The organism is Vibrio sp. 661 (assembly GCF_033339315.1).
Lineage (GTDB): Bacteria > Pseudomonadota > Gammaproteobacteria > Enterobacterales > Vibrionaceae > Vibrio > Vibrio alginolyticus.
Map to the genome: position 1 here is coordinate 36792 of NZ_JAWOUJ010000025.1, position 12104 is coordinate 48895.

Here is a 12104-nt window from a genome sequence, read left to right on the forward strand (position 1 = left end):
ATCGTTTTTAAAGCCACTTGGGTATATATCTAGCGGTGAATAGTAGGGGTATTGGCCGGAAAAGTCGATTGATTCGCTTTAATTGCATTATGCTGTACAAAAAAGTATAACAATTTGATAACGGATAAAAATAACCACAAGGACGACCATTTGGCTGTTGCACCGTCTATTCTCCCAAAAGTTCTGGTCATTTATGCTCATCCAGAGCCACATAACTCGATTGCCAATCAAGTGATGATAAAAAAAGCTCAGTCGCTTGATCACGTCACTGTGCACGATCTTTACGGTGTTTACCCCGATTTCTTTATTGATGTGAATTACGAACATGAGTTGTTGCTCGCTCACGATGTGATTGTATTTCACCACCCACTTTATATGTATTCATGTCCAGCCCTATTAAAAGAGTGGCTAGACCGAGTGTTAGGTAAAGGTTTTGCGTTTGGCGGAGGTGCGGCGCTAGAAGGAAAATACTGGCGCAGTGTCATTACAACAGGTGGTAAAGAAGAAGCCTTCAGCGCGAAGGGGTACAACAAATACCCACTTGAGCAAATCTTGCAACCGTTTGAACTGACGGCAGCCCTATGCCAAATGCACTGGATTGAACCTCTGGTGTTGTATTGGTCAAGAAATGTTTCGGATATTGAACGCTACGAACATGCCGAGTTATACCGTGGATGGCTGAGTAACCCACTTGAAAACTGGCAAGCGGCAGAGCGAGGAGGTCTGTATGGCGATCACCAGTGAGTTTCTTCAAAGCAGTGTGGTCTTTCTTTCGGCTGCGGTTATTGCGGTGCCGATTGCTCAGCGCCTTGGGCTTGGCTCGGTTTTAGGTTATTTACTCGCTGGTGTGTTGATTGGCCCATGGGGGCTTGGCTTAATTAGCGACGTTGATGCCATTTTGCATTTTGCCGAGCTTGGGGTTGTGTTGTTACTGTTTTTGATAGGGCTGGAATTAAACCCTAAAAAATTGTGGCAGATGCGAGGGCCGATTTTAGGTTTAGGCGGTGCGCAGGTTGTGGTCACGACCGCCGTGATTGGTAGTGTCGTCAGTATGTTTGGCGTAAGCATGCAAGTGAGTTTGGTGATCGGGATGGGGTTGGCGCTGTCCTCGACGGCGATTGCGCTTAAAGTCATTGAAGAGCAAGGGCTTAATGGTACCGAAACGGGGCAATCTGGTTTTGCGGTGCTGCTCTTTCAAGATATTGCAGTGATCCCGATGCTGGCGATGTTGCCCTTGCTAGCAGGCGGGCATAGTGGTGGAAGTTGGTTGGATGTCTTCACTATTTTAGGCAGTGTGGTAGCACTGTTGATTGGAGGTCACTTTTTACTACGTCCGCTATTTCGTTTTGTCGTGATGAGCGGCGTTCGTGAGCTCTTTACCGTAGCTGCACTTTTAGTCGTGCTTGGCATTTCGGTCGTGATGCAAAAGCTCGGCCTTTCGATGGCATTGGGGACTTTTTTAGCAGGCGTTTTGCTGGCAGAGAGTGAGTATCGCCATGAGCTGGAAATCGCGATCGAGCCATTTAAAGGTCTGTTGTTGGGGTTATTCTTTATTGCGGTGGGCATGGCGGTAAACTTGGGGTTATTGGCATTACACCCTTTAGAGATTCTCGGTGCGGTGGTGGCTTTGGTCGTGGTTAAGGGTTTGGTTTTGTATGCATTGGCGAGAGCTGCTCGTGTCGGAGCCAAAGCGAGAAGCCGTATGGCTGCAATTTTGAGCCAAGGCGGTGAGTTTGCCTTTGTCATATTTACCGCGGCGAGCCAAGAGGGCATTTTGTCCAAAGAGCAAGTGGCGTTTCTGTTGGTGGTGGTCAGTCTATCCATGGTGACGACTCCTCTTTTGCTGATGGGACAAAAGAAGTGGTTTGCTCATACCCTGAATCAAGAAGAAGAGGGCATGACCACGAAAGTCGTGGATCGCCGACCACGCGTTATCATTGCAGGCTTTGGACGTTTCGGTCAGATCGTCGGACGTTTAATGTATGCCAATAAAATCAAAGTGACAGTATTAGAAAGTGATGCCAGCCAAATCCACCTATTACGTAAGTATGGTTACAAAGTGTTTTATGGCGATGCTACACAAATTGACCTATTGAGGGCTGCTGGCGCTGATAAAGCGGAAGCATTGGTTATTTGTACTGATTCACCTGATGAGGTGATGGCCATCGTGGACATTTGTCGCGTGCACTTCCCGAAACTTAAGTTGTTAGCCCGAGCAAGAAGCCGTGTCGAGGCTTACCAGTTAATGAGTCATGGTGTAGAGAATTACTCTCGTGAAACATTTCTAGGGGCACTAGATCTCGGTCGCCAAGCGCTCGTAGAACTGGGTATGCATCCTTATCAAGCAAAGCGGGCAGAAGCACATTTTCGCAAGTTGGATAATGCTATGCTTAAGGACTTATTGCCTCAACACAATGAAGATAAGAAATTAGCTCAAAGGGCGAAAGAGGCACGCAAAGAGCTAGAAGAAATATTTGGTCGTGAGATGGAGAGCGACCATCAGTCACCTAATCATTGGAAGTAGTACTTGAGCCAAGACTCAAGCTAAGGAAATAGCGTGAAAATCAAGAAACGTTTTATTGCCGGCGCTAGCTGCCCAAATTGCAGCCAGCAAGATACCCTGCGCTGGTGGATTGAAAATAACATCGAATTAGTTGAGTGTGTCGAGTGTGAGTTTACAGAGCAGCGTAAACCACAATCTGTAGAGAAAAATAAACACTCAGATCAGGAAATGATCGGAATTTTTAAGCCGGAGTAATTGAACTTCGATAATTGATCCCCATAATACACCCAGATATCTCAGTACTTAACCCCATTCAGGTTAAGTCAATTAATCTCCCTGGAGTTAGTATGAAAATTGAAAAGAACGTTGTTGCAAGCCTTGCATACAAAGTAATGATGGAAGACGGTGTCGTTGTTGATCAATCAACAGCAGAAGCACCTCTAGATTACCTTCACGGTCACAACAACCTAATCACAGGTCTTGAAAAAGAACTTGAAGGTAAAGTGGCTGGCGACAAGTTCTCAGTAACGGTAGCTCCTGAAGAAGCTTACGGTGAGCACAACGATGCGCTAGTACAGCGCGTTCCTGCGGACGTGTTCCAAGGCGTTGAGCAAATCGAAGTGGGCATGCGCTTCCTAGCTGACACTGACCAAGGTCCAATCCCTGTTGAAGTAACAGAAGTTGACGGCAACGAAGTGGTTGTTGACGGTAACCATATGTTAGCTGGTCAAACACTAACTTTCGAAGTAGAAGTTATGTCTACACGTGAAGCAACAGCAGAAGAGATCGAACACGGTCACATCCACCAAGGTGGTGGCTGTTGTGGTGGTCACGATCATGACCACGATCACGAAGAAGAAGGCGGCTGCTGTGGCGGCGGTAGCTGTGGTTCTCACTAATCATAAGCTCCTTCACTAGATAATCTTATCTAGCAAAGCTTTGAAAAGCGCAAGTTGAGTTTTCAACTTGCGCTTTTTGTTTATCTAAGGTGTAGTGCCAACCATACAAGGAATAACAGTTGGACAAAGTGATGACGAAACCTTTCTCGATTGCCATTCATGGTGGTGCGGGCACCATCTTGCGTGAACAGATGAGCGATGAGCTGCAACAATCCATCTTGGCGGATTTAGAAGCTGCGGTAAAAGCGGGACATCAAATTCTAGACACGGGCGGTGAAGCCTTAGATGCCGTCGTAGCGGCAGTGAAAGTATTGGAAGACTCTCCTAACTTTAATGCGGGTAAAGGCTCAGTGCTGACCAACAACGAAATGGTTGAAATGGACGCTTCTGTGATGGATGGGCGAAACCTTGCAGCAGGCGCGGTCGCTGGGGTTCGTCATATCAGAAACCCAATTGAGCTCGCTCGTGACGTGATGCGAAACAGCAATCATGTGCTGTTGGTGGGTGAGGGCGCAGAGAAGTTTGCTTTTGAGCAAGGCCATGAGTATACCGAGCAAGATTACTTCTTTACTGATCGCCGTTATGAGCAGTTGCTGTCTATGCGTGAGAAAGGACTGTTTGCTTTGTCGGAATCTCGTTACCCAGATGACCGTAAGCACGGTACGGTTGGTGCGGTAGCGTTAGATCAACAAGGCAACTTAGCCGCTGCCACCAGTACGGGTGGCGTGACGAATAAGAAATACAACCGAGTCGGAGATTCGGCTCTTATTGGTTGTGGTACGGTGGCCGAAAATGGCGTCGTGGCAGTTTCCACTACGGGTGTCGGCGAGTTCTTTATTCGTAAACGTGTTGCGGAAGACGTTGCAGCACGTATGCGTTACTTACAAGAAGATATTCATACGGCTTGTGAACACATTATCCAAGGTGATCTCAAACAGATGGGCGGAGAGGGCGGTTTGATTGCCATTGATGCTAAAGGTGAGATGCACTTTGCGATGAACAGTTCTGGCATGTACCGAGCAGGCATTAATACGCAAGGCGAGCTGAGCGTTAAAATCTACGCCGACGAATAGCTTCCTCTTGAGTACCTTCTTAAGTAATTAATACAACAAAGCCCAGAACATGTTCTGGGCTTTATGCTATTTGAGCCTGCATTTTAATAATGCGGTGGTGGGGTTTCTTCTGACGGATCGGCTAAATTCGACGAGTCCATATTTTTTACTTTACCTACCACATATTTCATCTGATCGAGCATCTTGGTAATTTGCAGTTGTTGCTGCGATAAAGCTCCGTTCAGATCTTCAATAGTCTGTTCTTGGAACGCAAGCTGACATTCTAAGTCATTAATGCGTGCTTCCAATTGCTGAATGATTTTTTCTGTCATGATCCGTTCTCTAACTGCCAAGCTTGGGCAATACCTGCTGAAGTAGCAGTAATTACGCGTTGTTTTGAATCAAAGGCTGCATCATACACGACCGCACGGGGAGGGCGAGTGTCTTTTTTGGGCTCCACTTCAAATCCACTCATTCGTTTTCCGGTTTGAGTATCCCATATCGACACACGGCCAGAAGGGCTTCCTGTGACTAGTTGAGTCCCGTCGTCAGAAAATCGTGCGGTAGAGAAAATTAATTGGCGTGACCAACTGCTCAACTGTGTGACTTCTTGTCCAGTTTTTAAATTCCAAACAATCGCTTGGTTTCCGCCATCAGATGTCATTGCTAATTTTCCATCTCTTTGCAGGGCCACGCGAACAATTCGTTGTTCATGTTCGAAGGTTCGTAGTACTTGTCCGGTTTCGGTATCCCACAGATACGCTTTATAGTCATTACCTCCGGTTAGGGCGAAGCGCCCATTAGGAGAAATGGCCACGGAATTGACTTTTTCACGATGCGCAAGGAACTCCATGCGACGCCCGGTGACTAAGTTGACATAAATTGCTTTACCGTTGGATAACCCAAGCAGAACTTGTTCACCATTACTGGTGATATCAACGTCGCGAATGAGCGCATCAGAAATAGACCAAAGGCCTTCGGATTGCGTCCAGCCTAGGTCCCAAACTGCGAAGTTCATTTGGCTTGCTGTAATTGCGTAGCGACCATTGTCAGATATGCGGATATGGGAAACCACATTGGCATCGGCATCGAGTTCACCCAGGTTGGCTAGTTGTTCATTTTGCTCTAGGTCCCACAACATCAAATGACGTTGTTGAGAATAGAGCAGAGCAAACCGTCCATCTCTGCTAAGTGCGAAGCTCGTCGCACCTTGAGGTTCTATCGGCCAACGCTGCACTTCACGCTCGGCGAAAAAGCAACCATTTAACGTGGTGATGACAATTAAATATAGGAATAAATGAAAAATTCTTTGCATCACATCTAATAATCCGGTTTGTGTCTTAAGACATATAGCTAGTATATTGGTATAACGATTGTCTTCACTAGTCTCATAGAAGATTTGTGCACAACAACCAATGGCAGAGCCATTATTGGGAGAATTTAATGAAATCAGTTTTAAAAGTGTCGCTACTTGCTGCAACAGTTATGCTAGCGGTAGGTTGTCAGAAAGAAGAAACTAAAACAGAAACCGCACCTCAAGCAGAACAAGTTCAAGCAGAAACCGGTAAAGCGGTTCACTTTAAAACCGACGACGACAAAGCGGCATACGCAATCGGTGTTTCATTTGCTAACTACCTAAGCACAAGCATCGACAAGCCAAGCGAAATCGGCATTAATCTTAACAAAGATTTGGTACTAAAAGGTATCGAAGACGTCTTCAAAGGCAATGCTGAATTGAATGAAGAAGAAACACGTGCAGCACTAGAATCTCTAGACAAGCGTGTTGCAGAAAAGATGCAAGCACAAGCGGCTGAGAAAGCAGCTGAAGCGAAAAAAGCTGGCGATGATTTCCGTGCTGAGTTTGAGAAGCAAGAAGGCGTAGTGAAGACAGATACAGGTCTTCTATACCAAGTAATGACACCAGCTGAAGGTGAGAAGCCAAAAGACACTGATACGGTTCAAGTACACTACAAAGGTACTCTGATCGACGGTACTCAGTTCGACAGCTCATACGATCGTGGTGAACCTGCAACGTTCCCACTTAACCGTGTAATCCCAGGTTGGACAGAGGGTGTTCAGCTAATGCCTGTGGGTTCTAAATTCAAATTCGTTATCCCGCCAGAGCTAGCATACGGTGACCAAGACACACCAAGCATTCCTGCTAACTCAACGCTAGTATTTGAAGTTGAGCTGCTAAAAGTTGAGAACGACAACGCAGAGCAATAACAATAAGCTGCGATAAGTTATTGAAAAAGGTCCGTTTAACGGGCCTTTTTTGTTCTAGGTCACTAGTTGGTGAGTTTGCTAGGTTGCTTTTCAAATTTTCTGATAAACTTACACCAATTTGTTGATTTTTCGCTCGAAGGCTTATGACAACTACAGAAACAATAAACGCGGAGATGTTGCTCGAAATGGAATCCGTTAACGTGATGCCGTTTACCGAGCACGACAAAATCATTTTAAGATCTTATGAGGCGGTCGTGGATGGTATCGCCAGCCTGATAGGTCCATTTTGTGAAATCGTTCTTCACTCTCTAGAAGACTTAAATACCTCTGCAATTAAAATCGCTAACGGTGAAAATACGGGGCGCCAAGTCGGCTCACCAATCACTGATTTAGCGCTTAAGATGCTAAAAGACATCGAAGGCTCGGAGCGCAACTTCTCACGTTCGTACTTTACCCGTGCAAAAGGTGGCGTGTTGATGAAGTCGATTACTGTCGCCATTCGTAATGGCGAAAATCGCGTGATTGGTTTGTTGTGTATCAACGTCAACTTGGATGCGCCTTTCTCGCAAGTTCTTCAGTCTTTCATGCCGACGCAAGAAGCGAAAGAAGCGGCTTCCTCGGTCAACTTTGCTAGTGACGTAGAAGAGCTGGTGGACCAAACTGTTGAACGCACCATCGAAGAGATCAATGCGGATAAATCCGTGTCTAACAACACCAAAAATCGCCAGATCGTGATGGAGTTGTACGACAAAGGTATCTTCGATATTAAAGATGCCATCAACCGTGTTGCGGATCGCCTTAATATTTCAAAACACACCGTTTACTTGTACATTCGTCAACGTAAAACCGAGGATGATGAAAGGTGAGTAAACTGACTTACACGTTAGTGGTGAATGGTCCCGTTTATGGCAGCCAGTCAGCGCGCAGTGCTTATCAGTTCGCCAAAGCGGTGATAGAGCAAGGCCATCAGCTAGTGAGCGTCTTCTTTTATCAAGATGGTGTGACTAATGGTACTGCTTTGAGTGTGCCAGCCAACGATGAGTTTGATCTCAATAAGGCGTGGCAGTTTTTGGCTAAAGAGCATGGTGTTCGCCTAGAAACTTGTGTCGCGGCCGCTTTGCGTCGCGGGATTGTAAGTGAAGAAGAAGCAAATCAACATGGTTTGGTACAGAACAATCTAGCCGATGGTTTTGAACAAGCAGGCTTAGGTAGCCTAGCTGAAGCGATGTTAACCCAAGACAGAGTGGTACAGTTTTGAGTCAGTTAACTTATCTATTTCGTAGTGCGCCACATGGCAGTGCAGCTGGTCGTGAAGGTGTGGATGCACTGTTAGCCGCGTCGGCTTACTGTGAAGATATCAGCGTCATTTTCATGGGTGACGGGGTATACCAGCTTCTACTCGGGCAAGACCCCAACAATATTTTGAGTAAAGATTACGCGCCGATGTTAAAGCTTTTCGATTTATACGACATCGAACAAGTCTTTGTGTGTTCAGAGTCGTTAACCCAGCGAGGTTTGGCGCAAGCGGATTTAGTCATTGAAGCCCAAGCGTTAAGCTCAGAACAGCTCAAAGATAAGTTACAACACGCTGGCAAGCTACTGTCTTTTTGAGGAAGTTATGTTACACATCATAAAAACAGTCTCTGCTCTAGAAGACGCTATGCCTTTATGCAGTGAACAGGATGACATCTTACTTATAGAAGATGCAGTGTACGCTGCTAACTCGCAACATAAAGCACTTTCCCATCTAAAAAACCGCAGCGTATTTGTGTTAGAGAGCGATGCACAAGCTCGCGGTATTGCAAATCGTATTAGTCCATCGCTGACGATTGTGAATTATTCAGGCTTCGTTGAACTAACAGCAAAACAGGATAAATCCCTAACTTGGGATTGAACAAGATTTGCTGTCGACAAAGCTTTACGGATGAATTGTTCTAATTGAACAAAAAAGATCCGTATATTTCTTGACACACCTCTCACTGCTGCATAGAATTTTGCGTCCCTAACTGCATTGGCAGTTGGGGATAGATTTTTCACAAAGCTTACTTTCAAGTAAATCAGGAGCTAGTTAATGGCAACTATTAACCAGTTGGTACGTAAGCCACGTGCAAAGCAAGTTGTTAAAAGCAACGTGCCTGCACTAGAAGCGTGCCCACAAAAACGTGGTGTATGTACTCGTGTTTACACTACTACACCTAAAAAACCTAACTCAGCACTTCGTAAAGTTTGTCGTGTACGTCTGACAAACGGCTTCGAAGTTACATCGTACATCGGCGGTGAAGGTCACAACCTTCAAGAGCACTCAGTTGTTCTAATCCGTGGTGGTCGTGTTAAAGACCTTCCAGGTGTGCGTTACCACACTGTTCGCGGCGCACTAGACTGTGCTGGCGTAAATGACCGTAAACAAGGTCGTTCTAAGTACGGTGTGAAGCGTCCTAAGTCTTAATGGATTCCGTTAAGTAAGGCCAAACACTAAATTATTTTTAATTTTTTGAAAAAACTGAAAAGTTTTGGATAAAACCTGAAGAAGACAACGGAGATAAATCCATGCCACGTCGTCGCGTCATTGGTCAGCGTAAGATCCTTCCAGATCCAAAATTCAAATCTGAATTGCTGGCAAAATTCGTTAACATCCTAATGGTTGACGGTAAAAAATCTACTGCAGAGAAAATCGTTTACACTGCACTAGATGCTATGGCTGAAAAGTCTGGTAAAGACCACTTAGCTATTTTTGAAGAAGCTCTTGAAAACGTTCGCCCAGCGGTAGAGGTTAAATCTCGCCGTGTTGGTGGTTCAACTTACCAAGTACCTGTAGAAGTACGTCCGGTTCGCCGTAACGCACTTGCTATGCGTTGGTTGGTTGAAGCTGCGCGCAAGCGTGGTGAAAAATCTATGGCTCAACGCCTAGCTGCTGAAATGCTAGACGCGTCTGAGAACAAAGGTACTGCGGTTAAGAAACGTGAAGACGTTCACCGCATGGCTGACGCAAACAAAGCGTTCGCTCATTACCGTTGGTAATACCTTCTGTGCTGCGAGGTTCTCTCGCAGCACTTTTCTATACTCTAAGGTACACCTTAGTAAGAGGATACAATCGTGGCTCGTAAAACTCCTATTGAGCTATACCGTAATATCGGTATCTGTGCTCACGTAGATGCAGGAAAAACAACCACAACTGAGCGTATTCTGTTCTACACTGGCCTTTCTCACAAAATCGGCGAAGTTCACGATGGTGCAGCAACCATGGACTGGATGGAGCAGGAGCAGGAGCGTGGTATCACTATCACATCCGCTGCGACTACTACATTCTGGCGTGGTATGGAAGCACAGTTCCCTGAGCATCGCGTAAACATCATTGATACCCCTGGACACGTTGACTTTACTATCGAAGTAGAGCGTTCTCTTCGTGTACTTGATGGTGCTGTGGTTGTGTTCTGTGGCTCATCTGGTGTTGAACCTCAGTCTGAAACTGTATGGCGTCAAGCAGACAAATACCACGTTCCACGTTTGGTATTTGTAAACAAGATGGACCGTGCGGGCGCAGACTTCCTACGCGTTGTGAACCAAATTAAGAATCGTCTTGGTGCGACTCCTGTTCCAATCCAGCTGAACGTTGGTGCGGAAGATGAGTTCAGAGGTGTCATCGACCTTATCAAGATGAAAATGATCAACTGGAATGATGCCGATCAAGGCACTTCGTTTACTTACGAAGACATCCCAGCTGACATGATTGAACTTGCTGAAGAGTGGCGCAACCACATGGTTGAATCCGCTGCTGAAGCTAGCGAAGAGCTGATGGACAAGTACCTTGAAGAAGGTGAATTGACTGAAGCTGAGCTCAAACAAGCTCTACGTACTCGCACACTAAATAACGAAATCGTACTGGCTACTTGTGGTAGTGCGTTCAAGAACAAAGGTGTTCAAGCGGTACTGGATGCAGTAGTTGAGTTCTTGCCATCGCCTGTTGACGTACCTGCAATTAAAGGTGTCGACGAAAGAGAAAATGAAGTTGAGCGTCATGCTGACGACAACGAACCTTTCTCAGCGCTAGCGTTTAAGATTGCGACTGACCCATTCGTGGGCACGCTAACTTTCATGCGTGTTTACTCCGGTGTTGTAAACTCGGGTGACGCTGTTTACAACTCAGTAAAAGAGAAGAAAGAGCGTTTCGGTCGTATCGTTCAGATGCATGCGAATAAGCGTGAAGAAGTGAAAGAAGTTCGCGCTGGTGATATTGCAGCTGCTATCGGTCTGAAAGACGTAACAACAGGTGACACACTGTGTGATCAGAACCACAAAGTGATTCTAGAGCGCATGGAGTTCCCTGAACCAGTTATTCAGATTGCTGTAGAGCCTCGTTCTAAGGCAGACCAAGAGAAAATGGCTATCGCGCTAGGTAAACTAGCAGCGGAAGATCCATCATTCCGCGTGGAAACGGACGACGAATCAGGTCAGACTCTGATCTCAGGTATGGGTGAACTTCACCTAGACATTATCGTTGATCGTATGAAGCGTGAATTCAGCGTTGATTGTAACGTTGGTAAACCTCAGGTTGCTTACCGTGAAACCATTCGTGGTAAAGCGGAAGTTGAAGGTAAGTTTGTTCGTCAATCAGGTGGTCGTGGTCAATACGGTCATGTTTGGGTCAAACTTGAGCCTTCTGAGCCTGGTGAAGGTTTCGTATTCGTAGACGAAATCGTGGGCGGTGTGATTCCTAAGGAATACATCAGTTCGGTATCGAAAGGTATCGAAGAGCAAATGAATAGTGGTGTTCTAGCGGGTTACCCTGTACTAGATATTAAAGCTACACTATTTGATGGTTCTTACCACGATGTAGACTCAAGCGAGATGGCGTTTAAGATCGCTGGCTCGATGGCATTCAAGAAAGGTGCACTAGAAGCACAACCTGTGATTCTAGAACCTATGATGAATGTCGAAGTAACCACTCCGGAAGACTGGATGGGTGACGTTGTTGGTGACCTAAACCGTCGTCGCGGTATCATTGAAGGCATGGACGAAGGTGTGGCTGGTCTTAAGATCATCCGTGCTCAAGTACCACTATCCGAAATGTTCGGTTACGCAACTGATCTACGTTCTGCAACTCAAGGCCGTGCGTCTTACTCTATGGAGTTTCACGAGTACGCTGAAGTGCCGAAAAACTTCGCAGATAAAATTATTGCAGAGCGTGGTTACTAATTGACGATTGAACTGCAAAAAGTTTACGACTTTTTGCGAGATCAGGGCGTCCAAATATTGCGCTAACGGGCGTTGGCGCATAAAATAACAATTTCTGGCGCGTCGTCGATCAATAATGATCACGACGAATCATAACTAGGAAGGAACACGATCGTGTCTAAAGAAAAATTTGAACGTACGAAACCGCACGTTAACGTTGGTACTATCGGCCACGTTGACCACGGTAAAACA

The 12104-nt window shown here is 45.9% G+C and carries 15 protein-coding genes; 13 read left to right on the forward strand and 2 right to left on the reverse strand.

Annotation, left to right across the window (positions count from 1 at the left end; genetic code table 11):
- Nucleotides 1-150: 150 nt before the first annotated feature.
- The 5 genes from kefG to R7P69_RS23120 all read left to right on the forward strand — a co-directional run bounded on the left by kefG (nt 151) and on the right by R7P69_RS23120 (nt 4475).
- Nucleotides 151-744: a glutathione-regulated potassium-efflux system ancillary protein KefG gene (gene kefG, locus R7P69_RS23100; protein ID WP_054575288.1), complete on the forward strand. Its 594-nt coding sequence runs from the start codon at nt 151-153 to the stop codon at nt 742-744.
- Complete coding sequence (gene kefB / locus R7P69_RS23105) at nt 728-2524, forward strand: glutathione-regulated potassium-efflux system protein KefB (protein WP_005382809.1); 1797 nt, start codon at nt 728-730, stop codon at nt 2522-2524. The genes kefG and kefB overlap by 17 nt, the downstream gene beginning before the upstream one ends.
- Before the next feature lie 33 nt (nt 2525-2557).
- Nucleotides 2558-2758 (forward strand): YheV family putative zinc ribbon protein, encoded by a 201-nt coding sequence (locus R7P69_RS23110; RefSeq protein ID WP_005381449.1) that lies wholly within the window; start codon nt 2558-2560, stop codon nt 2756-2758.
- Between the two features lie 92 nt (nt 2759-2850).
- Complete coding sequence (gene slyD, locus R7P69_RS23115) at nt 2851-3402, forward strand: peptidylprolyl isomerase (protein WP_005381451.1); 552 nt, start codon at nt 2851-2853, stop codon at nt 3400-3402.
- A gap of 131 nt (nt 3403-3533) precedes the next feature.
- The gene (locus R7P69_RS23120; protein ID WP_031812779.1) at nt 3534-4475 is read left to right on the forward strand and encodes an isoaspartyl peptidase/L-asparaginase family protein; all 942 of its coding nucleotides are present in this window, start codon (nt 3534-3536) and stop codon (nt 4473-4475) included.
- 83 nt (nt 4476-4558) lie between these two features.
- Here R7P69_RS23120 and R7P69_RS23125 read toward each other — a convergent pair whose 3' ends face one another.
- Both R7P69_RS23125 and R7P69_RS23130 read right to left on the reverse strand, forming a co-directional pair.
- On the reverse strand, nt 4559-4786 hold the full coding sequence (locus tag R7P69_RS23125) for a SlyX family protein (RefSeq protein ID WP_005381455.1): 228 nt from the start codon (nt 4784-4786) through the stop codon (nt 4559-4561).
- Nucleotides 4783-5769, reverse strand: a complete 987-nt coding sequence (locus tag R7P69_RS23130) for a WD40 repeat domain-containing protein (RefSeq protein ID WP_017633742.1) — start codon at nt 5767-5769, stop codon at nt 4783-4785. The genes R7P69_RS23125 and R7P69_RS23130 overlap by 4 nt, the downstream gene beginning before the upstream one ends.
- A gap of 128 nt (nt 5770-5897) precedes the next feature.
- Between R7P69_RS23130 and fkpA the strand changes: the two genes are divergently transcribed.
- From fkpA to fusA, 8 genes are all read left to right on the forward strand, one after another.
- On the forward strand, nt 5898-6680 hold the full coding sequence (fkpA, locus tag R7P69_RS23135; protein WP_017821751.1) for an FKBP-type peptidyl-prolyl cis-trans isomerase: 783 nt from the start codon (nt 5898-5900) through the stop codon (nt 6678-6680).
- 143 nt (nt 6681-6823) lie between these two features.
- Nucleotides 6824-7546: a transcriptional regulator gene (locus R7P69_RS23140; protein ID WP_005382804.1), complete on the forward strand. Its 723-nt coding sequence runs from the start codon at nt 6824-6826 to the stop codon at nt 7544-7546.
- Nucleotides 7543-7938, forward strand: a complete 396-nt coding sequence (gene tusD, locus R7P69_RS23145) for a sulfurtransferase complex subunit TusD (RefSeq protein WP_005382803.1) — start codon at nt 7543-7545, stop codon at nt 7936-7938. The genes R7P69_RS23140 and tusD overlap by 4 nt, the downstream gene beginning before the upstream one ends.
- Nucleotides 7935-8291, forward strand: a complete 357-nt coding sequence (gene tusC / locus R7P69_RS23150; RefSeq protein WP_005382801.1) for a sulfurtransferase complex subunit TusC — start codon at nt 7935-7937, stop codon at nt 8289-8291. The genes tusD and tusC overlap by 4 nt, the downstream gene beginning before the upstream one ends.
- A 7-nt stretch (nt 8292-8298) precedes the next feature.
- Entirely contained in the window at nt 8299-8574 is a 276-nt protein-coding gene (gene tusB, locus R7P69_RS23155; RefSeq protein WP_054575286.1) for a sulfurtransferase complex subunit TusB, read from the forward strand.
- A 177-nt stretch (nt 8575-8751) separates the two neighbouring features.
- Nucleotides 8752-9126 (forward strand): 30S ribosomal protein S12, encoded by a 375-nt coding sequence (gene rpsL, locus R7P69_RS23160; RefSeq protein ID WP_004399892.1) that lies wholly within the window; start codon nt 8752-8754, stop codon nt 9124-9126.
- A gap of 101 nt (nt 9127-9227) precedes the next feature.
- Nucleotides 9228-9698 (forward strand): 30S ribosomal protein S7, encoded by a 471-nt coding sequence (gene rpsG / locus R7P69_RS23165; protein ID WP_005382796.1) that lies wholly within the window; start codon nt 9228-9230, stop codon nt 9696-9698.
- A 75-nt stretch (nt 9699-9773) separates the two neighbouring features.
- Nucleotides 9774-11873 (forward strand): elongation factor G, encoded by a 2100-nt coding sequence (gene fusA, locus R7P69_RS23170; protein ID WP_005382794.1) that lies wholly within the window; start codon nt 9774-9776, stop codon nt 11871-11873.
- Nucleotides 11874-12104: the final 231 nt, after the last annotated feature.